This is a genomic window from Rufibacter soli, from assembly GCF_054781795.1.
The window spans coordinates 1-25213 of record NZ_BAAGTS010000001.1; the positions used below are offsets into that span (position 1 = coordinate 1).

The following is a 25213-nucleotide window of genomic DNA, read 5'->3' on the forward strand; positions in this document are numbered from 1 at the left end:
CAGTTATGCCAGGAGCCGCTGCGTGTTGGGCCTGTTTTTCTGAAAACAGGCCCAAAACGCGGCGGCTCCTTTTAAAGACCTCTAACTGGTTAGGTGCCGGAAAACCGATCCTTCTTTCTATGGGCTAAAGAGATAGAATATAGGTAATATACAAATTACCCTAGTTTTAGAAAAGGCTTGACGAAGGTCCTACATGGGAAGGTGGCTACCCCACCGAAGAGGCAGCAGGGTTCTTATCCTGGTTGGCCAGATACGCCTCTTTGGTGCCGGCCTGGCGGGCCTCTACCTCATATTTATTATGGTAATACCCCACCCGCAAAGACTCCACAAAATAGAGCCACAAAAATTTTATTCTTCCATTCTCCTGAAACTGACGCACATGGCAAAGTTCATGGGCTACCCAGGGCCGGTTCTGCAAGAAAATTTCTTTGGAAACTCCGCTTAAGTGTATAGTTTTACCCAGCACCATGGCCACGTTGGTACTTTTCAAGACCCACCGGGCAATGCGGGCGAAGGGAGATTTCTCCACTATTCTCAAATTTTTTTCAAGGGGCTCCATCTTTTTTTCCTTTGCCCCATTATACGGTCTGCCGGTCTTTAAAGCTGCATTTTAGCCACCCCTTCCCTTCTTTTTTTTCCTATTCCTGAAAAATTTTCCGTTATACGACCCTTGGTTTTAAAGGTTTCGTTTTTATCTTTGAAATACCAGAAAGTAAGTAGGTGTTTCTAAATGCTTTCTGTTTTAAGGGCTCACTTCCTGTTTTTGGGTGCTTTGGCACTTACCCTGGAAGGGCCGCGGTTGGTCTGCTGCAGCCAGTACCTCCCGATGTTTCACCATTAAAACAGATGATGAAAAGTTATATTTTGTCTGCATTAGCCTTAGGCTCTGCATTATTGTCTTTTTTCTATGAAGTGCCTGCCACTCAGGCAACTACGTATTCAGAAGAAGCCTTTATGGTCACCCCCGGCGAACAGCTTCAGGAATGGGCATTAGCCCATAACAACTTAGAAGTAAATGAGCCAACCACTGTAGTTCCGGTAGAGAAGACCCTTACGTTCAAAGACTCTCTGTTCTACAACTACTATTCCCAATCCTTTGGCCTCAAACTGGAGTTCAATGAAGACAAAGAGCTGCTGGAAACAGTAGCCGACTGGATTGGCACTCCTTACCGCTCTGGCGGAAGCTCACAAAGAGGCACTGACTGCTCTGGCTTTGTGACCCGCGTTTACAAAGAAGTGTACGGTATCACCCTCAGCCGTAGCTCCCGCTCCATGTTCCAGGACGTGAACAGAGTCTCTAAAACCGCTATTGAAACCGGAGACCTGGTTTTCTTCCGCCGCGGGCCCGGCCAACCCATCTACCACGTGGGCATTTACCTTAAAAACGGCAAATTCATCCACTCGGCCAGCAACGGCGGGGTCATGATAAACTCCTTGAACTCTCCTTACTATAAGAGAAATTTTTACGCGGCCGGCAGAGTGATCTAAACTCCTCTTGCCCCCATGCGTGGAAAGCGCCTGCCTAAATTACTGGGCAGGCGCTTTTTTATTAACCTGTTTTAAGCCTGTTTTTCTCAAAACACCCCTGAAACAGGAATCCTTAACAAGCTCCCCTTTTACTGTCGCAAGAAGCCCGCCCCCAAAAAAGCGGGTTTGGCTTATGATATAAAGGCAGCAAGAGGGCGCCAATAGAGCCTTACCCGGGGCCTTTTTCGGGCTTTCTGCTAAAATGAGCCTGATGCTGGTAATGGAATAAAAATACGGCAATAGGTTCTAACTATTTTCATAGGAAACAAGTATAGAGAGCAAGGCCAGGCAAGAGGCTCTGTTTAGAGGATTATTGCCCCTCCGCCTGTTTCGTCCGCTTTTTTTCGTTATTTCGTCCCGGGCAGAAACGTTATCCCAGCTTTATAACCGTTAGCACTTTCTACTTACACCTATGGAAAACCAGTCAAACAAAAACGTACAGGAGTCTTCTATCTTCAAGAAGTTTCTCAGCAAAGCCGAAGAATACGTTAAGCAGCCCCTGCGCGTAAAGGAACTGCTCAATGATGCCTACCAGAAAGCCAGCGAGAAGAAAGACTTCGGAACCATTGCCAGCGAGGCCTTTGAGAGCCTGGCCACCCTCTCGCGCATGATCAGGGCGGCTTTGGCCAAAGAATACCACGGCATTCCTACCAGCACCGTAGTGATGGGTGTAGCCGTGATCATCTATTTCCTGTCCCCTATTGACCTTATCCCAGACTGGATTCCGGTGATTGGCTTGCTGGATGACGTGAGTTTGCTGGCCTGGTTCATGACCAGCATCAAAGCCGAGATGGACAAGTTTCAGGCCTGGGAAGCGGCCCAACCCAGCAAATCGGCAGATTCCAGCACTGATCTGGTTACCTCTATGGATGTAGACACCTCGGCGCATACGCCTAAATATGGCAATGAGCCCGCCGGCCAGTATGGTTCCAGCCACACCACGGCACCCTCTACCAGCGGCTACGGTTCCTCTGGCCCGCAAAACAGCCCTACCTACGGCGAAGGCAACATGCGTATGGGCAATTCTTCTTCCGGCTCGCAGGGCCAGGGCTCTACCGGCGGCGAGATTCCTACCCAGAATGACATTCCGGTGACCAGCTATACCACCGTGGAAGGCACCCCTGAGCAGGAAATCCACCCTACCAACACCCCAGACGCCCGCCCTACCAACCAAGGCGTGCCCACCGGTTACGGCGAGCCCAATGTGCGGGCCTCTACCACAGACAGCACCCGCGTACCCAGCAGAAACTCAGATGACATGGACCACGGCGGGAATATCAGATAACCCTCCTGCTCTCCAGCTTTTATAACGAAAGGCGCCTTATGCAAGGCGCCTTTTTTATTTGCCTGGCAACCACCCTTAAACCTCTGGAGAAGTAGCCTCTTTGCCGTACCTTTGTACCGGTATGAAAAGTGGAAAAAAGGAGTCTGCCCTGCAGCTGGGAATTGTGGAGAAGGAGATAGAGGCTATTGGCACGGTGCGGTTTATTCCCAGTGCTACCGCCAAATACGTAAGAATAAGCATCAGGCCCGGGCAGGGCGTACGGGTCACGTTACCCCGGCGCGCTTCTATGGCCCAGGCCGAGGCCTTTGTGCAGGAGAAGTCTAGTTGGATTAGAAAACACTTGGTGTCCCAACAGCAGGAGCAGCACAGAAAGACGCTTTTCACCCCAGAACTAGCCTACAACACCCGTTTTCACCAACTACAGTTGCAGCCCCATTCCCTGCCCCACTGCAAGAGCCGGCTAAAGGATGGCATTTTGCACGTGTGGTACCCCCAGACCATTGGCTATGCGCATGAAGATGTACAGGACTACATCCAGAAAGCCATTGAATACACCCTTCGGCTGGAGGCCAAGGAACACCTGCCCCAACGGGTAGCCTATTTTGCCCGTCAGTTTAATTTCTCTTACCAACAGGTAACCATCAAGAACGCCAAAACCCGCTGGGGAAGCTGCTCGGCCACCAACAACATCAACCTGAACCTGCACCTCATGCGCCTGCCCGCGCACCTCTGCGACTACGTGATCCTGCACGAACTGGCCCATACGGTAGAGAAGAACCACGGCCCCCGCTTCTGGGCCCTGCTAGACAAGATCAGTGGTGATGCCAAAGGCCTGGATAAGCAATTGAAAGCATATAGGTTGCAAATATTGTAGCCGTTTTAAGTCATTTAGCACATTCTGTTTCAGGCCCGTTTTTGGAAAATCAGGCTTAAAACGAAATCTGGGGTCTCGGGACTCAAGCCCTGGGTGGAAACTCACGCATTTCGTCCCCCTTTGAAGGGGGTAGGGGGATTATTACTCATTCAGAGAGGTTTTCCGTTTTAAGCCTGATATCCTGAAAACACCCTCAAAACGCTTTCGGCAGGGAAAGGGGCAAAAAGAAAGGCAGGAGGAATATCCCCCTGCCTTTCCAGGTAAAAATGAGCAATCGTTAAGAAAGGGTTAACTCGCCTGACGCATGGTATGCGTAGAGACATACTCTACAAAATCACCCACCGTGTTCAGGGGCACCTCATCAGGAATCACAATTTTGAAGCTCTTCTCCAGTTCTAGAATGATATCCACCACATCTACGGTATCAAACCCGAACTCTTTGCTGAGATTAGCGGACACCCGAAGCCGGGAAGCCTTGATCTCTTTGGTCTTGCTGATTATTTTAACTACCTCTTTGGTGATGGAGGGGGTATAGGCTGTCATCATATATGTAAAAAATAAAATCCAATCTTAAGGCAGCCAACCAAAGCGTTAACAGGAATCTGCCTAGGGCCGGCTATCAAAATGGACACGTCCATAGTGATGACAGGGAAACCAAGCGATACCCCTACAAGAGAAGGAATAACTTCTAATAAAATTCATCCACAACATGTAAATACGCTCAACCAGCTTTTCTAAAATAAAGCTTATCAGACACTTACCTAGCAGACAAGCTTTAAAAGAAATTTCACGGCATTTCTATCTCCGCTATCTTTCCCAGAAGCACCCTTCCAGCCAGTAGGATAGTCGGCATTACTTAGCCAGCCTGGGCACTGTGGGGCTGGGCAAGGCGTTTGCCGATGTAGGAAGTAAGACACTCAAGGCAGGCATGGAAATTCATTTGTTACTGGACCGGATATTTACCAGTGCAGTGGGTGAGAGAGAGTGTTTTGAAAGGAAAAAGAGGTGGCAATCAACCTGACGGTCTATTTGAGGAGTAAGGCCCCGGAGGCCCGGTCTGCCTCAATCTGCGCAATCAAAGCATCATAGAGGGCACTGTAGTAATTAGTTTGGGCTGCCCTGAGCTCTGTTTCGGCGGTGATGACCTCCAGGTTGGAGCCCACGCCCTCCTGGTACTTGATATGAGACACCCGGGCAATTTCTTTGGCCAATTCCAGGTTCTGCCGTTGGGCCTTGAGCACACTGCGCGTGTTGGTTACCGTGACGTCAGCTTGCTGCAGTTCCAGGTCAATGGACTGTTGCAGTTGTTCAAACCCCAGTTTCACATTCTCCAGTTCTATACGGGACTGCTGCACCTGGTAGCGCTTGCGCAGGCCATCAAAAAGGGGCACCTGCAAGCCTATACCCACGGCGCCGTAGTCAAACCAGTTGCGGGTGGTGGTATTATTCGCCCCAGCCCGTACGTCTAGCAGCCTGGAGAGGGAGGAGCCTACACCGTTATAGCCATATTGGGCGTTTAGCACCAGCCTCGGGAAGAAACCCGCCTTGAGGTTGCGCATATCCAATTGGGCCAGGTCGCGCTGCGTTTCTAGAATGGAGTATTCAATGCGTTTGGCATACTGGAACCCTTGGTAATTCAGTTTTGGCGGAGCGCTTTGCAGAGCTTCTTCCTGTAGGGAATCGGTGAGGGCAATGGCCTGCTGCTGGGGCATGCCCATCTGGAATTTGAGTAGTTGCCCGCTCAGCACCAACAGCCGCTGGGCTTTGTCCTGGTCAATTTTGAGGTTATTGTAGCTTACCTGCAGGCGGTCCACGTCTAGTTTCTCCACCAAACCGTTCTGGTTCATGGCAATGGTTTGGCGCAGGAGCGTGTCTAACCGGGCCAGGTTCTGGTCCAGCAGTTTCAGCTGTTCACGGGCCACCAGTACACTGTAGTAGGCCTTGCTCACCAGCTCTGCGGCCTCAATCTCGCTCTGGTGGGTGTTCTTGCGCGAAAGCTGGGTAAAAGTAGCCGCCGCCTTAAGGCCTACCAGGTAAGAGCCGTCAAACAGTAATTGCGTGCCGGAAAGGGCCGCCGTACCGGTCCAGGGTTGCACAAACGTGATAGCCTGGGGGCCAGTTCTATCTTTAGGGGGGGTGTAGGTGGGGGTGAGCACAATGTCCTGCCCAGCGTTGAGCTGCTGTTGGGTAATGACGAAGGAATTTAAGAGACCGGCTCCGCTCAAGGCGCTGAAATCTACAATAGACTTCTGCTGGATGAAGTTGTTGCTGAGGTCAACCCCGGCATTCACCTGGGGCAAACCGGCGGCCCGTACTTCACCCACCCTAGCCTTGGCTATTTGCTCCTGATTGCGCAGCACCTTAATGTTGGGCCGGTTTTCCAGCGCGTACCTGATAGCTTGCTCCAATGATAACGCCTGCTCCTGCGCCACCGCAGGCGTAGAAAGCACAACCGAAAGGAACAGCCCGCTCCATATAAGCCAACAGACCATATTTTGCTTTTTCATAGGCACTTTTTCTTCTACGGTGTTCTTTCCTGGCTGTGGCAGAGAAGATATACTTTTAAGGTTTCCTGGCTATGGAACAGTCTAGCTTCAGGCGCCTTGTCTTTGCTGGCCTCAGGCAAACACTGTGTCTGGGTAAGCAACTACTCCCTTGGGGAAACCCACCGGAACGCCCTTTGTTATTAACGTTTCCTTTAAAAGGCAATTACCAGATACCGCTACTTATTGCCAGCTTTTACGGCCTTAAGCTAGCAGGTAAATTTCTGTTTTAAGCCTGTTTTCTGAAAAACGTGCTTAAAACAGACCATGACCGCAGCCTGGAGCCAAAGGTCTTCCAGACAAAACGATACGCATTCCCATTACTTCTTTATCTTTGCACTATGCTATTGGAGAACATTAAACGGCTGACCCAAGAGGTGGAAGCCTACGCTATAGAGAACAAGGAGCACCTGGAGGCTTTCAAGAACACCTACGTGAGCCGCAAAGGCCAGATTGCCGCCCTGTTTGACGAGATGAAAACCGTGGCGCCTGAGCAGCGCAAGCAAATGGGTCAGGAACTGAACCAGCTCAAGCAGTTGGCCCAGCAACGCATGGACACTGCCCAGGAGGCCCTGGAACAGAACGCCACGCCAGACGCCCTGGCTGGCCTGGATTTCACCCTGCCCCCGGTACCCAACACCCTAGGTACCCGCCACCCACTTTCCCGCGTGCGCGAAGAGATCATTCGCATTTTTGAGCGCATTGGCTTCAACGTAAGCGAAGGCCCTGAGATGGAGGATGACTGGCACAACTTCTCGGCCCTCAACTTCCCAGAGAACCACCCCGCCCGCGACATGCAGGACACGTTCTTCCTGAGCAAGAATCCAGACATGTTGCTGCGCACGCACACTTCTAGCGTGCAGGTACGGGTCATGGAGCACCAGAAACCGCCCATCCGGACGCTGTCACCGGGTCGCGTATTCCGCAACGAGGCCATCTCGGCACGGGCGCACTGCGTGTTCCACCAGGTGGAAGGTCTGTTCGTGGACCGCGGTGTGAGCTTCAAAGACCTTAAAGATACCTTGTACCACTTCGTGCAGGAGCTCTTTGGGCCAGACACGCAGATCAGGTTCCGGCCGTCGTTCTTCCCGTTCACGGAGCCCTCTGCCGAGATTGACATCACCTGCCTTATCTGCAAAGGCAAGGGCTGTAACATCTGCAAGCAAAGCGGCTGGGTGGAGATTGGCGGCTCGGGTATGGTAGACCCGCAGGTGCTGGAGAACTGCGGCATTGACTCCAAGGAATTCTCGGGCTTCGCGTTTGGCATGGGCATTGAGCGCATTACCATGCTCAAGTACCAGATCAAAGACCTGCGCCTCTTCACCGAGAATGATGCCCGTTTCCTTCGCCAGTTTGAGGCGGTGTAACGGAGCAGCTGCCCGCTAGAAATCTGTTTTGGGCCTGTTTTTAGAAAAACGGGCCCAAAACAGATTTTTTTATTGTCATTCTCAGACACTTACTAAGTTTTTAGAAATTTTTCTAGGCCAATACTTGCGTAATGACTGCTTAGCCCCTACTTTTGCATCATCATTCAAGACCACCTGGTCTAAATGGTAAACTCCTCCTTAGCTCAGTTGGTTAGAGCACATGACTGTTAATCATGGGGTCCTTGGTTCAAGCCCAAGAGGGGGAGCAACAAAAGCCTGATCAGGAAACTGGTCAGGCTTTTTTGTTTGCATCCAATTTCTTGCCGCCTTAGCTACTACCTTAGCCAATTGGGTCTCACTCATTTCTCTTTCCTCCTCACCCAAACCCAAAGGAGACATAACAGCAAAATTCTTCTTTGGTAAAGGGAATGTCACGTGAATCCTTTCCTTGAATAGTAATGGCTACCAAGCAAAGTCTTTTATTGGGCCAAGAGCAACAATCGTTTTCCCTAACCACCTGAAGTCCCTTATTCCTTTCTCCCTTCAGGTGGAATTTTAAAGCAGGCCTCAGTTTTAGGGTTGCTTTCTACCCTACCCCTAACCAGAATGCGTATTTACCTTATCCAGGACTTTAATTCCGAAGAAGGTGTGTTGGGCGTTAATAAAGCTATCTGCAGTATTAGGTATCCTATGGGTCACCTCGGTAGAATTATATGCCCAGGAAAAACGTGGCCTTGATTATTACCTGAACGCCGGCCTGGCCAACAGCCCTATGCTGTTAGACAGTAGTAACCAGTACAAAGCCAATCTACTGGACAGCCTTAGAGTGTTGGCTGGCTTTGGGCCCCAGGTTACCTCTACGGGCCAAATAATGCGGGCACCGGTGGTCGGCAAATTTGGCTATGACAGTGCCATCACCAACGGGGCTAATTATTCGGGCGTGGTAACGGTGGAACAGCCGCTTTTTAATGGCAGGCCTCGGCGGGCACAGTTCCAGAATATTACGTTACTCAACCAGGCGCTGCGGCTGAATGTACAGCTCTCTGAAATAGACTTAAAAAAGAGCATTACCGCCCAGTATATAACCGCCTACTCAGATTACAGCCAGCTGGAGTTCAACCAAAATCTGCTCAAGATCCTCCAGAATGAGCAACCGGCCCTAAAGAAGCTGGTGGAGAATGGGGTGTACCTGCAAACGGACTATCTGAACCTGACCGTGAGCATTCATACCCAACTCATTGCCCTGAAGAAAGCCGCCCTTCAATACCGTGATGATTTGTATGCCTTGAATCTCTTGTGCGGCGTTTACAACCGGGCAGAGGTCATCTTACTGAAACCCGAGTTACCCATTAGGACCGCATTTCTGGTGAATAGCTCGCCGCAGATGTTGCGTTTCAGGGTTGACAGTTTAAAACTGGTGACGGCCCGCCAGCTCCTTGATCTAAATTACCGGCCGCGGCTTAGCGCTTTTGCAGATGGTGGGATAAACGCCATAAACCCGCGAAACATCCCGCGCAATTTGGGCGCCAGCTTTGGCCTCAATTTCACGGCCGTTCTCTATGATGGCCGCCAGCGTCGCCTGCAACACAGCCGCCTGCAGCTCCAGGAGATTACCCGCCAGAAGTACCGAGATTATTACCTCAGCCAGTACCAGACCCAGGTGAGCCAGTTGCTGGAGCGCCTGCGTGCAACAGATGAGCTCTTAACTGAAATACGCGCGCAAATTGCCGCCCAGCAACGCCTTCTCACTATGTATAAGGTAGAAATTGCCAATGGCCTGGTGAGATTTACGGACTTCATCATCAACGTGACCAATTACACCACCACCCGCAACGACCTGGTGCAGGCAGAAAACGACCGGCTACAGCTTCTGAACGAACTCAATTACCTGAAATGAAAAGTCGCTCTCTTTTTCCCGCGTTTTTGCTCCCGCTTCTGCTGGCCGGTTGCACCCCATCCCCGCCCGGGGAAGAAGCCGCTGATATAGAAGTGAGAACTCCTGTGCAAGTAGTCACTGTTGAAAACGCTCCTATTTCTGAGACGCTTACCTTATCTGCCACTTCAGTTTACCAGAAAAAGAACGTCATCAAAGCACCTACGCAGGGTTACCTGAAGAAAATATACGTTGGCCTAGGAGATTTAGTCCCAGCCGGTAAACCGTTGTTTTTACTGCGCACCAAAGAGTCTGAAGTCCTGGGCGACCTAGCTAGAAAAGACCCTGTACTGGCATCTTTCCAAGGCGGAATTACGGTAAAGGCCCCAGCCACGGGCCGCGTGCGCGAGATCAATTTCCAGTTGAATGATTACGTGAATGACGGTGACCAGTTAGCGGTACTAGCCGATGAAAGCAGCTTCGTTTTTATCCTAAATGTGCCGTATGAGTTCAACAGGTACGTAAAGCCCGGCACTGGCTGCACCATTGTCTTGCCTGACTCCACCAGAATCCCCGGGAAAATCACCTCTAGCTTGGGCATAGTAGAACCCGGCTCGCAAACCCAGAGCTACGTGGTGGTGCCCCATACCAACCAAGACCTGCCTGAGAACTTACTGGTGAACGTGGAACTCAATAGGCAGGAAAAAGCCAGTAGCCAGGTGGTAGACAAATCCGCTGTTCTGTCTGATGAGACTATGGAGAGCTTTTGGGTGATGAAGCTGGTAAATGACTCTACGGCCGTAAAAACCCCAGTAAAGAAAGGAATTGCTTCGGGAAGGAAAATAGAGATACTCTCGCCTCTATTCAAGCCTACAGACCGCTTGGTCACCACAGGCAACTATGGCCTGCCTGATACCGCCCGGGTAACTGTTCTGAACCAGAAACGGCCATGAGAGATTTCTTCGTTAGGTACAAGAACCCGGTTACGGTCATTCTGGCCTTAGTGCTGGCCGGCGGTGTTTTCGCGTACTCCCGTATGCAGACCTCGCTTTTCCCAGAGGTTACATTCCCCAAAATAAAAATCATTGCTGACAGCGGCCTGCAGTCGGTGAGTAAAATGATGGTCACCGTCACCAAGCCCCTGGAAAACACCATAAAGCAAGTACCTAGCCTACAGCTTATCCGGAGCGTTACCAGCCGGGGCAGCTGCGAAATCTCTGCCTTTGTGGACTGGAACGCAAACGTAGACCTCAGCAAGCAGCAGGTAGAATCGGCTATTGCCGAAGTGAAGGCGGCCTTGCCTCCGGGCACCGACATCACGGTAGCCAAGATGAACCCAAGCATATTGCCGGTAATGGGTTATGTGATAGATGGCCCGGGGCGCAGCGCCATTGAACTGAACCTGATCGCAAACTACACCGTGCGGCCGTTCCTCTCACAAGTGGAAGGCGTGTCTGAGGTGCGGGTTACAGGCGGCAAGACGAAGGAATTTGTGGTGGAGCCCAACCAACAGAAAATGAGTTCCCTAGGGCTAACGCCAACCGCTATAGCTGACGCTCTAGCCAGTACCAACTTCCTGACCAGTAACGGGTATATATCTGACTATGACCGGCTCTACCTCTCTACCACCAACGCGGCCATTGAAACCCTGGACCAACTGCAGAACCTGGTCATCAGCAGTGATGGCAAGCGCATAATAAGGCTCCAGGATATTGCGCAGGTAAAAGTAGAGGAACAGGTGGAATACATCAGGATTAATGCGAACGGCAAGAAAGCGGTTCTTCTTGCAGTCTTAAAGCAGCCAAACGCCAATCTGATTGACATTTCCAGTGCCGTGGAAGCCAAGGTAAAAACCCTGAATTCCCGCATTTTACCCAAGGGCGTGAAGCTTACGCCCTATTACATTCAGGCAGATTTCGTGCATGACTCCATCAGGAGCGTAACAGATAGCCTTCTGATTGGTTTGCTGCTGGCTATTGTGGTCACCGTGATATTCCTGCGCTCGCTTACGTCCAGCCTGGTCATCCTGGTAACCATTCCGCTCACGCTTTCACTTACCCTCCTGGTGCTGTATGTGCTGGGGTATACCTTCAATATCATGACCCTGGGTGCCATTGCGGCGGCCATAGGCTTGATCATAGATGATGCCATTGTGGTGGTGGAGCAGATCCATAGAACCCGTGAGGAACATCCTGAAACCCCCACCCGTGACCTTCTCTCCCAAAGTGTCCATTACCTGCTGCCGGCCATGGTGGGCTCCTCCATCACTACCATTGTCATCTTTTTCCCCTTCATTTTGCTCTCAGGCGTGGCAGGTGCCTACTTCAAGATCCTGACAAATACCATGATCATTACCCTGGTCTGCTCCTTTCTGGTCACCTGGCTGGGATTACCGGTGGTTTACCTGCTTTTATCCGGCAAAAGCAACAAAGTTAAACCTGCTCCCGCGCACCAGCCCCACCAACAGGGTAATTGGATCGCGTTCTTTATGCACCGTCCTGTTTTGAGCTTCGGGTTCACCGTACTCCTGATAGGGGTAGTGGTTTTGGTGGCCCCGCTTCTGGAGACGGGTTTTCTGCCCGAGATGGACGAAGGCTCCATTGTGCTGGATTACACCTCGCCGCCCGGCACCTCCTTAGACGAGACGGACCGGATGCTGCGCGAAGCGGAGAAGATTATTGTGAAAGTACCGGAAGTTGAGAGCTATTCCCGTAGAACCGGTACACAGATGGGCTTTTTCATTACCGAACCCAACAGCGGCGACTACCTGATCCAGCTAAAAAAAGACCGACATCGGACAACTGAGGAGGTGATAGACGAGATCAGGCAAGGTATAGAATCCACGCAGCCCGCCCTCGTGATTGATTTTGGCCAGGTGATTGGCGATATGCTTGGAGACCTGATGAGTTCCACGCAGCCTATTGAGATAAAGGTCTACGGGGACGACCAGCAACAGCTCCAGAAAATTGCCCGGCAGGTAGCCGCCATCACGGAGCACGTGAAAGGCACCGCCGACGTATTTGACGGAATCGTGATCGCGGGCCCCTCAGTGAACATCCGCCCGGATAACCAACGGCTGGGCCAATACCAGTTAACCCCCACCGACTTTCAGTTTCAGCTACAAACCCAACTGGAGGGCAACGTACTTGGGAGTATCTTTGAGAAAGAACAGCAAACCAATGTCCGGCTCAAGTACCCCAATGCGACCAAAACCTCTCTAAGCAACTTAGAGAGTAGCCTGATCTTCCTCCCTGACGGCAAACTAAAGCCCATCTCAGAATTGGCGGCCATCCAGATTGAAGCCGGCAGCGCCGAGATAGAGCGGGAAAACCTGCAATCCATGATTCCTATCACAGCTCGCCTTGACAATAGGGACCTGGGCAGCACCATTGCTGAGATCCAACACAAAATCAACGAGCAGGTCCATTTGCCCAAAGGCTTTCATATAGGCTATGGCGGCGCTTACCAGGAACAGCAGAAATCCTTCTCTGAACTTCTCATGATCCTGGTTGCGGCCGCACTATTGGTCTTCGCCTCTATCCTGTTCCTTTTCCGCGAAGTCAGGATTGCCGTTCTGATCATCTGCCTTGCCGTTCTAGGGATTTCCGGAAGTTTGTTGGCGCTTTACCTCACTGGTACCGCGTTGAATGTGGGTAGCTACACTGGACTTATTATGATCATCGGGATCATTGCCGAAAACGCCATTTTTACCTTTCTTCAGTTCCAGGAATCAAGGCAGAACAGCAACGTACATGACGCCATCGTTTACGCTATTTCTACGCGCCTGCGGCCTAAACTGATGACCGCCTTCGGAGCTATTATAGCCTTACTGCCCATTGCCCTGGGCATTGGCACCGGGGCCCAATTACACCAGCCCCTGGCCATTGCCGTGATTGGCGGCTTTTTGATTGCCTTACCGTTACTTCTGGTCGTGTACCCCACCTTTTTGCTTCTACTTTTCCGGGAAAAAGGAGGCCAGGCAGACATACGGGCCTTGCCGAATAGTTAAGTTTTGAACGTCTTTATTTTAATGTTATGTGGTGGACTTACGCCTTACTTTCTGCTTTTTTTGCGGCGCTGACCGCCGTCTTTGCCAAGGTTGGTATAACAGGCGTCAATTCAAATTTAGCGACTGCTATCAGAACAGTGGTTATTCTGGTGGTTGCCTGGGGTCTGGTATTCTTCAGGCAGGAACAAACCGGCCTGGCCACCTTGACCAGGCAAAACTTACTTTTTCTGGTTCTATCAGGTTTGGCTACCGGGCTTTCCTGGATCTTTTATTTTAAGGCCCTGCAACTGGGCAAGGTATCACAGGTGGCACCGGTAGATAAACTAAGCGTAGCCATTGCCATTCTACTTTCAGTAGTGTTTCTGAAGGAAGTTTTAACCCTAAAGGTTGCCCTGGGTGCCTTGCTTATTATTGCCGGCACCATTGTGCTTATCCTGTAAAAGAGGGCGACCGCAGCCTTAGGCAGCCCTGAAACCCTAACGATTTCCCTTAGAAGCCTGATCAGGAAACTGGTCAGGCTTCTTTGTTTTACCACGTTTCATAGCTACTCCACCTAAGGCCCGCTTTCTAATCTTTCACGCCACGGTAATGGTTTGGTCTAAATACACGTCCTGTACCAGATTCAATAAGTCTACTCCTTCCTCAAAGGGCCTTTGAAATGCCCTGCGGCCTAAAATCAAACCCGTCCCGCCGGCCCGCTTATTAATGACGGCCGTTCTCACGGACTGTTGCAGGTCAGAAGCACCCTGTGACTCACCGCCGGAGTTGATGAGGCTGGCGCGGCCCATATAGCAGTTCAGAACCTGATAGCGGCACAGGTCAATGGGGTGATCTGAAGTGAGTTTATCATACATAGCAGGGCTCCACTTAGAGAAATTGATGGCTTTGAAGCCTCCGTTGTTCTCAGGGAGTTTCTGCTTGATGATGTCTGCCTGCAAGGTCACGCCCAGATGGTTAGCCTGTCCGGTGATGTCGGCGGCCACGTGGTAGTCTTTATCAGCGGTCTTAAAGGCGTTGTTGCGTGCGTAGCACCACAGAATGGTAGCCATGCCCAATTGGTGGGCCCGCTCAAAGGCCTGGGCTACTTCCACAATCTGGCGGTTAGAATCCTCAGACCCGAAATAAATGGTGGCTCCCACCGCCACCGCGCCCAGGTTCCAGGCTTCTTCCACAGACCCAAACATAATCTGGCTGTATTTGGTGGGGTACGTTAGGAGCTCGTTGTGGTTAATCTTTACTATAAACGGAATCCTGTGCGCATACCGACGAGCCACCATGCCTAAATTCCCGAACGTGGTAGCGATGGCGTTGCAACCGCCCTCTATGGCCAACCGCACCACGTTCTCGGGGTCAAAGTACAGGGGGTTAGGCGCAAACGAGGCCCCGGCCGTGTGCTCAATGCCCTGGTCAATGGGTAGAATGGACAGGTAACCGGTACCGGCCAGTCGGCCATGGTTATAGAGCGCGGAAAGGCTCCGGAGCACCGGTACCGGACGATTAGAGGGCAGAAAGATCCGGTCTACAAAGTCGGGGCCAGGCAGGTGGAGTTGTTCCTTGGAAACCGCTGTAGCGGTGTATTCCAGCAGATCTTCGGCCTCTTTGCCTAGTAATTCATCAATGGTAAGATTTGCCATAACAACTGTTTCTAAATAGTGGATAAAAACCTTGGGCAAACGACCAGGCTTGGACAAGGGTATATTGTTTGTTTCTTTCCTGAAGACGGTAACAGGGGCCAGATGTTGGGATCAGCAGTAGTAGATGATTGTCTTTTCTAGTACCCTCTGCAGGCTTGGCGTTTTACCCCTGTTTTGCGAAAAACATGCTTAAAACGTCCAATGGGTTTTTATTTCATTTTACGGCCCGCAGGGTTTTTGGTGCGCTGGGGCAGACCTTATTCCAATTTGGGCAAGGCACATTATTTTCTGGCACTGGATAAGCTGGAAACCTACATATAATGGGGCAAAAACCACCACTTTCAAAGACCGTATAAATTTATAACTGCCTAGATTTTAACAAATTATAAACCTTCACCTGACTACCTATGAAAAATTACCTTTTTGATGTAAGGCTTCCCATGGTACTTCTGGGGGCCACCTTGTTTTTAGGAGGCTGTAGTAAAGAAAAGACCACAGAAACTACAAGCACCACTACAACTGAAGATACCATGGGCCATGATATGGACATGGACAGCGCAAAAGCAGGCTCTAATGAAATCATGGATAAGATGCATGACCACATGGAGGACATGCGGAAGGTTAAATTAACCGGAGACCCAGATAATGACTTCGCGCTCATAATGGCTGAACACCATAAAGGAGGCATTGAGATGGCTGAAGAGGAAGTAGATAACGGTACCGACACCATGCTGGTCAACATGGCCAAAAGAAGCATCACCTTACAGAAGGATGAGCGGGAAAAATTGGAAGACTTTGCCGATGATCATAAACCCGCATCCCGGGATACTTCCATGACCATGAAATTTATGCAGCCCATGAAAGACATGATGGGCAAGATGGACCATAGTAAGACTGGCACTACTGACTTCCATTTCGCTACCCTCATGAGCATGCACCACCAAAACGGCATGGACTTAGTAGATGCCTACCTGAAACAGGCCAAAGTCCCTGCTATGAAAACCATGGCTCAGAAAATTAAGGATGAACAGCAAAAAGAAAAGAAAATGCTGGACAACTGGCTTGCCAAACAACCAAAATAAGACAAAGCCTTATTTATTGAAAACGGTTCTATCCAAAAGAAACTGCATATAATGTCTTCTTTGGATAGACCCGTTTTTTTTAAGCCTCCTATTATGGAAACGATAAAGAAGCCCCGGGAAGGACGCTTCCCAGCCTAGTTTCTACAGACTTACCGGGACGGAGATTCTTACCTGCTCCCAGGTGAGGTCAATACTGCCTTTGGTATCACTTTCAGGTCTGATCTCATACCGCAGGCGCTCTTGGTTCTGGACCGTTTTAGTAGGCTTTACAGATATCCTAACCACATCTTCCTGGGCAGAATACTTGTCTGCTAAGTGTTGCTCCCAATTCTTATTGACAATCACCGTCCATTCCTCTTTGCCAGGAATGGTGAACAAGGCGTATTTGCCAGCCGGAATCTGCACCCCGCCAATGGAAATGGGCCCATCACTCTGGAAATTGGTGGCAGAATGGGCACCTGTTACCCAGACCTGATCATAGGCCACCAATCCACCCCAGATCTGGCGGCCACGTACGGCCGGCGAGTAGTAGTTTACCTGTAGGTGGGTGGCACCTATTTTGCCAGTGGCTACGGCCTTTAGGCTTCCTTTGAGCGTATCAGGGGCGGGTTGCTCTGGAATAGTCACCGCACCTGAGTCTACCATAAAGGAAGAAGACAGCTCTTTGCTATTTTCTGCCCCAGAGGCAGAGTCTGTAGCAGAAACCTGCCCCCGCGCAGGTTTCTGCTCACAGGCCAAAAATGTGCAACAGGAAACCAAAAGAAGGGCAGGCAAAATGGTTTTAGAAATCATCATGTCAGTGATAGGAAGGTAAAACTCAGGAAAAGTAGTTATAAAAAAGTTAGTGGTTGTGGCCGGCCATAGGGTCAGTGCCTTTCTTCAAAATATATTCACTGTTCAACAAGTAAGTACCTCGCACCACTACCTTTTCATTGGTATACAGGCCGTCCAGCACCTCTACCCATTGCTTGTTCTCAGTGCCCAGTTCCACCATGCGGGCTTCAAACCCGCCCTTTTTGTTTTCTATCCAGACCATGGGTTTTTCGCCGGGTACAATTGCCGAGGTTGGCACCATAAGCACCGCATCTGTCTGGTTTTGAAGAAGGAGGTAGGCCAACATGCCGGGTTTTAGCTTGCCGCTGACATTGGACACTTTAAAGGAAACCAGGGTAAGCTGCTGGTTCTTTTCCATTACTGGGTTGTTCTGCACCAGTTTGCCGGTAAGAGTATCCTGCGGGAAAGCCTCTGGCACAATGCGTACCTGGGTCTTTTGGCCTAGCGCGGCCCCCTCGCCGGGGTACAGTTCAGCCTGTACCCATACAGAGGTTAAATCCGCTACCTGCAGCACCGGTGTTCCTTCAGCTACATAGCTGCCTTCCTGTACCGGCACGTTGGTGACGGTGCCCGCCACGGGGCTGTAATACGTGATGCGCGGGCTGGCTTTACCTCTTTTAGCCAGTTGGTTGATTTGGGCGCTGGTCATGCCCCACAACTGGAGCTTTTGCCTGGAGGCCGCCGCCAACTGCCGCCGCATGTCTCCCAGGTGGATGCCTTCCTGCTTAAGCGCCAGCAGGTATTCCTGCTGCGCGGCTAGCAACTGCTCACTGTACAGTTCATAGAGCGGTTGCCCTTTTTGCACCCGTTCCCCGGCGGTTCTCACCAGCAGGCGGTCCAGCCTACCCGCTACCCGCGCCGTCACAGACTCCACCGTATTCTCATCTGTCACTACCTTAGCGGTAAACGTGGAGACCCCGCCTACCTTTCCGCCATTGATTTGATAGACCTCAATGTTGGCCAGTTTTCGTTGCTGGTCGGTGAGCATGAGTCCTGCTTCTGCAGCACTTTGGGCACCACTTACCTTTACCAGGGTCATGTTACAAATAGGGCAGGCCCCCGGCGTCTCAGACCGCACCTGCGGGTGCATGGGGCAGGTATAGAACACATCCGCAGCGGCGTGGTCTTCCCCCTTCTCTTCTGAGGTGCATCCGGCAAACAGGAACATGCCCACCAGAATCATTCTTAAAAATCTTAGCTGCTTCATCCTTACTGCGGGTTAATAAAAGATTCACTGTCTGTCATGTAGCCGGCTTCTTTGGCAATGCGGGCATTCTCAGGTAAACCGGAAAGGATCTGCACGAAGCCCCCACTTTCCTGCCCTACCTGCACCTCGCGGGCCTGAAATGTAAAGGAGTGCGCCCCCACCGGGTCTTTCCTGACCCATACAATGTGCCGGCGCCCCAGGCTCCAGACCGCCGAGGCGGGTACCACCAATTGATCATTGCCCTTGCCCGGCATAACGGTGGCTTGCACCAAGGCATTGGGTTTGAGTTTCTGCGCCGGGTTATTGAGGTACACCCTTACGGTAACTTGGCTCTGCCCTTCCCGCACCACGGGCTCCAGAAAATCAACTTTGCCAGAAAGGGCCTGCCCAGGAAGAAGCGGCGAGGTAAGCGACACCACATTGCCCACTTTTATCCCTGCGGTGGCACTGGCCGGTATGGTTAAAATAGCCCACACGGTTTTCAGATCATTGACGGTAAACAGGGCCTGCCCTTTGGAGAGATATTGCCCTTCCCGCAAGGCATTCTCTGCTGCCCCTGCTGTGGTTGGGGCGGTGGCTTCGGGAACGGCTCCTCCGTCCATCCCACCCATTCCGCCGGCCTCTGGCGCAGGGGCGGAACCAACCGCCGGGGTTTCAGCACTGGCAGAAGAACCGGCAAACTGCAGATAGCCCTCAAACGGACTGAACACGGTAATCTTGGGCTGGGGCTTGCGGGTTCGCTCCAGCGTGTTGAGTTGCGCGGCAGTTAACCCCAGCAGCCTGAGCCGCTTGCGGGCCTGCTCGGCCAGGACTCTGTCCCCGGCGTTGAGCACAAACAGGAATTCCTCCTGGGCCGTGAGCAGGTCGGGGCTGTAGAGGGTAAGGATGGGCTGCCCCTTCTTTACCAGGGTATAGTTGTATTTCACGAACAGTTCTTCAATACGGCCCGCGAAATAAGCAGACACCACCTTGTTGCGGCGCTCATCAAAGGCAATAGTACCCTGCACCTGTATAGGTTGATCTTGGGTATGGTAGCTGGCTTTCACCGTTGCCTGTGAGGATACCACCACGCCGTTTGGGTCGGCGGTTAACTGTTCCAGCACCTTGTCTTTGGGCTCCAGGTTCATTTTGCAGATAGGGCACTTTCCGGGTTTGTCACTGATCACCTCGGGGTGCATGGGGCAGGTGTAGGCATCGGCTGCCACCTGGGTGCCAGTGGTGTGCCCCTCATGCGGGTCTGCCTGCTTTTGGGTGCAGGCCACACCGGCCAGCAGCAAAGCCAGTACTACCAGTAGCTGCGTTCCCTTATTTCTCCAGCTCGCGCGCATATTCCACCTCCAGTCTTAAGGCTTTGTCAAGCAGTGTGTAATACTCCATTTCCTTCATCTGCCACATTTCCCAGGCCTCAAGCACTACAAACAGATTGGCAGTGTTTTGCCGGTAGGCCAGCAGATTCACGTCCAGGGCCTTGCGGTAAGCGGGCAGTACTTTCTGACGGTAATTCTGCAATCGTTCCCGCTCCAGGTTCCATAGGGCTTGTTTCTCTGCTGCCATGCGGCGCTGCATGACCTGCATGGTTTCCTTTTCCCGCTGCATGGCCAGAATATCCAACTCCATGCCCTTCACCTCTGCTTTATTCATTTTAGAGGCCCAGGGCATAAACGGAAGCGTTACCATGACCATAGCCGAATACATAGACTCCATGTTAAACATAGGCATATGCTCAAACCGCACCCCAAACTCAGGCTTTAGTTCTGCCCTCATAGATTCCTGGTTGGCTTGCATGGCCCTGATAGATGATTCCATGATGGCCACGTCACTGCGCAAGGCCCCGGAATCTGACAGAAGCACCGGCGCCAGGCCCAGACTGGGCTCTTTGAGGGTATCTACCGCAAACTCCTGATCTAGGGGTCGTCCCATGAGGGTATTCAGCCCCAGGGTGCTTTCCACAATCATCTGCCGTTGGGCCAGACGCTGGTTTTGCAATTCCTGCAGGCGGGCGCGGGCACTGTAAATATTGTTGAGCTGCGCCTGGTTGTAGGCATACTGGGCTTCAGAATTCTTGATGAGCAGATTTAAGACGCGTTCCCCTTTGCCAATCACCTGCAGCATCTTCTCACTCACGTAGCGGGTAAAATACAGTTGCCTCACCTGGGCCCGCAGTTCATTCTGCGTCCATTGCTGCTGCAGGGCAATGGCGGGCACCTGTGCCTGCAGGTACCGTTCCTTGGCCTGCTGTTTGGCCCGGCTGGGAATCATCTGCTCCACCCCTATCATCAACCCAGACTGGTTTTCCATGATGGGCATGTCTATCATTTTAGGATTGTAAGGCAGCCTGCTCAACCCTACCGTCACCTGGGGTGGCATCCAGCTGCGGGCGCCGGCCACCCGGGCTTCGGCGGCCTGGCGGCGGTAATCATATTGCTTTAGCTGAGGGTAATTCTGCTCCATCTGCAACAGGGCCTCCTGCAGGGTAAGCACTGGTTTTTCTGTTTTTTGGGCCATCCCTCTGGTGCTTGCCAGAAAAAGCAGCAACCAGAAGACTGCTTTCAGCTCAAAAGCGTGCCTCTCTATTATTTTGAATGTTTGTATTTCCATGGTCTTGCTATTCTTTAATGTCCAGGAACTCTATGCTTCCGGTTTTCTTCAATTCGCGTTCTTTTACCCACAGGTAAATGACGGGCAGGACAATGAGCACATACAGGGTGGAGGAAATAAGCCCGAACACAAACGGAATGGTGATGGGCCTGATCACGTCCATTCCTACCCCGGTGGCCATGAGCACGGGCATTAACCCAATCATATCGGCCATCACGGTCATGAGCTTGGGCCGTACTCGCAGCACAGAGCCTTCATACACCGCCTCCCGCAGGTCTTGCAGGGTAATGGGAAACGTTTTCCGGCGCTCACTTAGCCGCTGCATGGCCTCATTCAGGTATACCAACATAAGCACTCCGGTCTCTACGGCCACCCCAAACAGGGCAATAAAGCCCACGGCCACGGCCACCGAGAAGTTCACCTCAAAGAAGTACAGCGAATACACCCCGCCAATGAGCGCCAGCGGCATGCTGGAGAGCACAATGAGCATCTCTTTCCAGGAGTGGAAGGTGACATACAGAATAAGGCAGATGATCAGCAACACCCCCGGAATAATCAACTGCAGCCGCTGCTCGGCGCGTATCTTGTTCTCATATTGGCCGCTCCACTCCAGGTAATAGCCCTTGGGGAGTGTTTTGATGTGGGCGGCCACCCGTTGCCGCGCGTCTTCCACCACGTTGCCCATATCACGGCCCCGCACGTTGAACAGCACCGTGCCGCGCAGCATAGCATTTTCAGAGCTAATCATGGCTGGCCCGTCGGTCATCTTGATATCGGCTACCGCCGAGAGAGGAACCGGCCCGGCCTGGCGGGTTTGGATAAGCGTGCGCTCAATCTCAGAGATATCATTGCGGTAATCCTGGGCCAGGCGCACGTTAATGGAATAGCGCTCACGGCCCTCAATGGTATTGGTGAGGCTCATGCCCCCCAGAGCGGTTTCAATCACCTGGTTCACCTCATCCAGGCTTAAGCCGTAGCGGCCCAGCTGGTCGCGCTTCACTTCAATGTCCAGGTACTTGCCGCCAGTCAGGCGCTCCGTATACAGGTCGGTGAGGCCGTCTACGCCTTTCAGGGCTTTTTCAATGTCCAGGGAAAGCCGGTAGAGCGTATCCAGGTTCTGGCCGTACACCTTTACGCCCACATCTGTCCTGATGCCCGTGGCCAGCATGTTAATGCGGTTGATGATGGGCATGGTCCAGCCGTTGGTCACGCCGGGTATGCGCACCTTTTCGTCCAGTTCGGCAATGAGTTTTTCCTGGGTCATGCCCTCGCGCCATTCAGACCGTGGCTTGAGCAGAATAATGGTTTCAATCATGCTCATGGGGGCATTGTCTGTAGCGGTGTTGGCCCGGCCAGCTTTGCCCAGCACGTTCTTTACCTCCGGCACAGATTTGATAAGCCTATCCTGCACCTGCAGAATCCGTTTGGCCTCGGCGTTGGAGACGTCAGGCAAGGTGACCGGCATAAAGAGCAATGAGCCTTCATCCAGGGGTGGCATGAACTCACTACCGGTATGGATAATGACCGGAATACTCCCCAACACGATCAGGATAGAGATAGCCAGCACCGTTTTTTTCCAGCGCAGCGCCCACTTTATGAGCGGGCCATATAACCGGATAAAGAACCGGGACAGCGGGTTCTGGCTTTCGGGGCGCAGGCGCCCTTTCATGAGTAGGCGCATGAGCTGCGGTACCACAAAAACCGCGGTAATGGCGGAGCCGATCATGACAAACGTCTTGGTTAAGACCAGCGGCGTGAACAGCTTCTCTTCCTGCCCGCTTAAAAACAGCAGCGGCGCAAAAGACACCAGCGTGACCAGAATGGAGAAGAAAACGGCGCGGCCTACCCGGCGGGCGGAGCTTTCAATGATTCTTACCCGCTCGCCTTCCGGCAAGTCACGGGTGTGTCTGGGTTGGTTGTTGGGCATGGTCTCCATTAGCTTACCCCCTCCCCTTCAGATAAATTACGGTAGGCGTTTTCCACCATCACAATGCCCGCATCCACTAAGTCACCAATGGCCAGCGCCACCCCGCCCAGAGACATGATGTTGCTCTCCACGTTAAACAGATTCATTAAAATAAAGCCTATCAGGACAGACAGCGGAATGGTAATGATAGCGACCAGCGCGCTGCGGAAATGGAACAGGAAGATGAGAATCACCAAAGACACCACCAGAATCTCCTCAATGAGGGCCTCGCGCAGGGTAGCCACCGCCGCCTCAATCAGGTCGCTGCGGTCATAGACTACCTTAAACTTCACGCCCTTGGGCAGCCCTTTCTCCACCTCGGTCATTTTGGTTTTCACCTGGTCAATGAGGGCGCGGGCGTTCTCGCCGTAGCGCATGACTACAATGCCGCCCACTACCTCGCCTTCGCCGTTTTCCTCGGTAATGCCCAGCCGTAGCTCACCGCCCGTCTGTACCGCGGCCACGTCTTGCATGGTCACCGGCACCGAGTTGAAAGTACCCAGCGGAATCTTCTTAATGTCTTCAATGCTCTGGATGTAACCCAGGCCCCTAATAAGGTAACTGGACCCGTTCACCTCAAAGGTGCGACCGCCCACGTCATTGTTATTGGCCTTTACCGCCTGCAGCACCGTAGAAAGCGGAATCTTGTAGAAAGTAAGCTTGTGCGGGTCAATGGCAATCTGGTACTGTTTCTGGAACCCGCCAAAAGAGGCCACCTCGCTTACGCCCGGCACGTTCTGCAGCGCAAACCTGATGTACCAGTCCTGCAGGGTGCGCAGCTCGGCTAGGTCATAACCGGGGGCGTCCAGGGTGTACCAGAAAATATGGCCTACCCCCGTGCCGTCCGGGCCCAGGGTGGGCACCACCTGCTCGGGTAATAGGCGCTGCGCGTAGTTCAGGCGTTCCATCACGCGGGTGCGGGCCCAGTAGATGTCGGTGTCATCATTGAAGATCACAAACACAAAGCTCATCCCGAACATAGAGTTGGCCCTAATGCTTTTCACCTCCGGGATTCCCTGCAGGTTAGACACCAGCGGGTAGGTGACCTGCGCCTCCACCAGCTGTGGGCTGCGGCCCATCCATTCGGTGTAGACAATGACCTGGTTCTCAGAAAGGTCTGGAATGGCATCTACTGAGTTGGTTTCCAGCGAGTACAGCCCCCAGCCAAACAGCACGGCGGCTACCGCCAATACCACCCACCGGCTCCTAATGGAAAACGATATTATTTTTTCAATCATAAAAGACTTCCTTACCCAGCGGGCAGGCGTACCTGGACGCTGGTTTGTTCAGAAAATGAAAAGGCAAGTTGACCCAGGGTTTCCCTGCGGCGGGGCCGAAAACCTTTTACAGGCTACGGAAAAAAAACAGCAGGCATACGGCAGCCTGCGCCACGGCAAGGGTGGGAATTGGGGTGTTACCAGAAATGCGGGCAGAAAAGATAGCGCCTAGGGCAGTGGCAATTGGGTTACACACATTGCGCCATAGCCACGCCAAAGCGGCCGCCTCTGGTAAGAAGCGGAAAGCTAGATAAGGAAAGTTTGATGCAGAATGCCCAGGGTTCTACCGGAGGCCGGCGGGGGCAAAGAAATGAGGGGCAGTTTATCCAGGAGGGCCGGCCGGATGCTGCCCAAGAACGCAGCCACGACCATTTGCTCTTTCACTGCCTTTTTGGCCACCGGTTGGGTAGCCGCAGCCGGGCTGGCCTGGTGGGTGAACACCGCCTGAGGCAGGGCGCAGGTCATAGCCTTGCAGGGCTTGGCGGGGACCTTGGCGGCCTTTCCGCAGCAACAGCCCGTTGCGGTTGCCAGGCCCACAGACAGGTCCATGCCTTTAGCGCAGTGCGAAACTTCCACACGGAAGCCGAAAGAAGCCCATAAGAAGGCCACTATCAAGCTAAGGTGCATACTTTTTCGCAGCGTCTGCATATAGATCTGGTTCACTGTCAGAACGTTTCTGGTAGCGCAGGGTTGCGGCACCCAGAAATCACTTCCCCAAAAGTAGCGTTCTTAAAAGTGCCCTTTGTTATAAAATTCAGGTTAAGTTTTATACAACTCTGTAAAGGGCACTTGGCCAGGAGAGCGACTATTCCCAACGGGCGTTTTAAGCCCGTTTTTGAGAAAACAGGCTTAAAATAGAATCTCGTTTATAACCCCTGCCCGCGCTGGTTTGGCCCTGTTTTTAGAAAAACGTGCTCAAAACACCTGGCTTGTCAAGGCCTTCATTCCCCTGCCGGTGCCCGGAAAACCGGCCTTTGAATTGTCCTTTTTCCGTCGCCGCGGCAATCTCAATTTTCAGGTTTTTGGTGTTGGCAGACACTTAGCTGTTTATTTTTTGCATGGCTGCATTGGGAACAGATGCGTAAAAACTCTAAACACACGGCTTATCCATCCAATATTATTCACTTAAAGTATTTC

The 25213-nt window shown here is 52.2% G+C and carries 21 protein-coding genes, 1 tRNA gene and 1 pseudogene; 12 read left to right on the forward strand and 11 right to left on the reverse strand.

Going from position 1 to position 25213, the window contains the following annotated elements:
* Window positions 1–205: 205 nt before the first annotated feature.
* Window positions 206–559 (reverse strand): hypothetical protein, encoded by a 354-nt coding sequence (locus ACYVJQ_RS00005; RefSeq protein ID WP_460891013.1) that lies wholly within the window; start codon window positions 557–559, stop codon window positions 206–208.
* A 287-nt stretch (window positions 560–846) separates the two neighbouring features.
* Here ACYVJQ_RS00005 and ACYVJQ_RS00010 point away from each other — a divergent pair, with 287 nt between their 5' ends.
* From ACYVJQ_RS00010 to ACYVJQ_RS00020, 3 genes and pseudogenes are all read left to right on the forward strand, one after another.
* A complete protein-coding gene (locus ACYVJQ_RS00010) occupies window positions 847–1488 on the forward strand; it encodes a C40 family peptidase (RefSeq protein ID WP_460891014.1) in 642 nt (213 codons plus the stop codon).
* Between the two features lie 721 nt (window positions 1489–2209).
* Window positions 2210–2287: pseudogene (locus ACYVJQ_RS00015) on the forward strand (DUF1232 domain-containing protein); the annotation flags it as partial.
* Between the two features lie 646 nt (window positions 2288–2933).
* On the forward strand, window positions 2934–3686 hold the full coding sequence (locus ACYVJQ_RS00020) for a M48 family metallopeptidase (RefSeq protein WP_460891015.1): 753 nt from the start codon (window positions 2934–2936) through the stop codon (window positions 3684–3686).
* Between the two features lie 288 nt (window positions 3687–3974).
* On the opposite strand, the gene ACYVJQ_RS00025 is transcribed toward ACYVJQ_RS00020, so the two are convergent.
* Window positions 3975–4232: an acyl carrier protein gene (locus ACYVJQ_RS00025; RefSeq protein WP_460891016.1), complete on the reverse strand. Its 258-nt coding sequence runs from the start codon at window positions 4230–4232 to the stop codon at window positions 3975–3977.
* 479 nt (window positions 4233–4711) lie between these two features.
* Window positions 4712–6193 (reverse strand): TolC family protein, encoded by a 1482-nt coding sequence (locus tag ACYVJQ_RS00030; protein ID WP_460891017.1) that lies wholly within the window; start codon window positions 6191–6193, stop codon window positions 4712–4714.
* A gap of 377 nt (window positions 6194–6570) precedes the next feature.
* Here ACYVJQ_RS00030 and pheS point away from each other — a divergent pair, with 377 nt between their 5' ends.
* From pheS to ACYVJQ_RS00060, 6 genes are all read left to right on the forward strand, one after another.
* Window positions 6571–7596 (forward strand): phenylalanine--tRNA ligase subunit alpha, encoded by a 1026-nt coding sequence (pheS, locus tag ACYVJQ_RS00035; protein WP_460891402.1) that lies wholly within the window; start codon window positions 6571–6573, stop codon window positions 7594–7596.
* Between the two features lie 192 nt (window positions 7597–7788).
* Window positions 7789–7862 (forward strand) — tRNA-Asn (locus ACYVJQ_RS00040).
* A gap of 380 nt (window positions 7863–8242) precedes the next feature.
* Window positions 8243–9493 carry a TolC family protein gene (locus ACYVJQ_RS00045; RefSeq protein WP_460891018.1) on the forward strand — a complete coding sequence of 417 codons (1251 nt, stop codon included), beginning with the start codon at window positions 8243–8245 and terminating at the stop codon, window positions 9491–9493.
* On the forward strand, window positions 9490–10422 hold the full coding sequence (locus ACYVJQ_RS00050; protein ID WP_460891019.1) for an efflux RND transporter periplasmic adaptor subunit: 933 nt from the start codon (window positions 9490–9492) through the stop codon (window positions 10420–10422). The genes ACYVJQ_RS00045 and ACYVJQ_RS00050 overlap by 4 nt, the downstream gene beginning before the upstream one ends.
* Window positions 10419–13478, forward strand: a complete 3060-nt coding sequence (locus tag ACYVJQ_RS00055; RefSeq protein ID WP_460891020.1) for an efflux RND transporter permease subunit — start codon at window positions 10419–10421, stop codon at window positions 13476–13478. The genes ACYVJQ_RS00050 and ACYVJQ_RS00055 overlap by 4 nt, the downstream gene beginning before the upstream one ends.
* 26 nt (window positions 13479–13504) lie before the next feature.
* A complete protein-coding gene (locus ACYVJQ_RS00060) occupies window positions 13505–13918 on the forward strand; it encodes an EamA family transporter (RefSeq protein WP_460891021.1) in 414 nt (137 codons plus the stop codon).
* 135 nt (window positions 13919–14053) lie between these two features.
* On the opposite strand, the gene ACYVJQ_RS00065 is transcribed toward ACYVJQ_RS00060, so the two are convergent.
* Entirely contained in the window at window positions 14054–15112 is a 1059-nt protein-coding gene (locus ACYVJQ_RS00065; RefSeq protein ID WP_460891022.1) for a class I fructose-bisphosphate aldolase, read from the reverse strand.
* Window positions 15113–15519: 407 nt separating this feature from the next.
* Between ACYVJQ_RS00065 and ACYVJQ_RS00070 the strand changes: the two genes are divergently transcribed.
* Window positions 15520–16194 carry a DUF305 domain-containing protein gene (locus ACYVJQ_RS00070; protein WP_460891023.1) on the forward strand — a complete coding sequence of 225 codons (675 nt, stop codon included), beginning with the start codon at window positions 15520–15522 and terminating at the stop codon, window positions 16192–16194.
* A gap of 141 nt (window positions 16195–16335) precedes the next feature.
* Here the strand turns inward: ACYVJQ_RS00070 and ACYVJQ_RS00075 are convergent, their stop codons facing one another.
* From ACYVJQ_RS00075 to ACYVJQ_RS00100, 6 genes are read right to left on the reverse strand one after another with little or no spacing between them, the layout of a single operon-like run.
* Entirely contained in the window at window positions 16336–16989 is a 654-nt protein-coding gene (locus tag ACYVJQ_RS00075) for a DUF2911 domain-containing protein (protein ID WP_460891024.1), read from the reverse strand.
* Window positions 16990–17035: 46 nt separating this feature from the next.
* Window positions 17036–18235, reverse strand: coding sequence for an efflux RND transporter periplasmic adaptor subunit (locus tag ACYVJQ_RS00080; RefSeq protein ID WP_460891025.1), 1200 nt, complete (start codon window positions 18233–18235; stop codon window positions 17036–17038).
* Between the two features lie 2 nt (window positions 18236–18237).
* Window positions 18238–19563, reverse strand: a complete 1326-nt coding sequence (locus ACYVJQ_RS00085; protein WP_460891026.1) for an efflux RND transporter periplasmic adaptor subunit — start codon at window positions 19561–19563, stop codon at window positions 18238–18240.
* The gene (locus tag ACYVJQ_RS00090) at window positions 19541–20833 is read right to left on the reverse strand and encodes a TolC family protein (RefSeq protein WP_460891027.1); all 1293 of its coding nucleotides are present in this window, start codon (window positions 20831–20833) and stop codon (window positions 19541–19543) included. The genes ACYVJQ_RS00085 and ACYVJQ_RS00090 overlap by 23 nt, the downstream gene beginning before the upstream one ends.
* A gap of 7 nt (window positions 20834–20840) precedes the next feature.
* Entirely contained in the window at window positions 20841–22769 is a 1929-nt protein-coding gene (locus ACYVJQ_RS00095; RefSeq protein ID WP_460891028.1) for an efflux RND transporter permease subunit, read from the reverse strand.
* Window positions 22769–24037: an efflux RND transporter permease subunit gene (locus tag ACYVJQ_RS00100; RefSeq protein WP_460891029.1), complete on the reverse strand. Its 1269-nt coding sequence runs from the start codon at window positions 24035–24037 to the stop codon at window positions 22769–22771. Before ACYVJQ_RS00100 ends, ACYVJQ_RS00095 begins: the two co-directional genes overlap by 1 nt.
* Here ACYVJQ_RS00100 and ACYVJQ_RS00105 point away from each other — a divergent pair.
* A complete protein-coding gene (locus ACYVJQ_RS00105) occupies window positions 24009–24248 on the forward strand; it encodes a hypothetical protein (RefSeq protein ID WP_460891030.1) in 240 nt (79 codons plus the stop codon). The genes ACYVJQ_RS00100 and ACYVJQ_RS00105 overlap by 29 nt on opposite strands.
* Window positions 24249–24322: 74 nt before the next feature.
* On the opposite strand, the gene ACYVJQ_RS00110 is transcribed toward ACYVJQ_RS00105, so the two are convergent.
* Window positions 24323–24724, reverse strand: a complete 402-nt coding sequence (locus ACYVJQ_RS00110; protein WP_460891031.1) for a hypothetical protein — start codon at window positions 24722–24724, stop codon at window positions 24323–24325.
* A gap of 241 nt (window positions 24725–24965) precedes the next feature.
* Here ACYVJQ_RS00110 and ACYVJQ_RS00115 point away from each other — a divergent pair, with 241 nt between their 5' ends.
* A complete protein-coding gene (locus ACYVJQ_RS00115) occupies window positions 24966–25205 on the forward strand; it encodes a hypothetical protein (protein ID WP_460891032.1) in 240 nt (79 codons plus the stop codon).
* The last annotated feature ends 8 nt before the right edge of the window (window positions 25206–25213 follow it).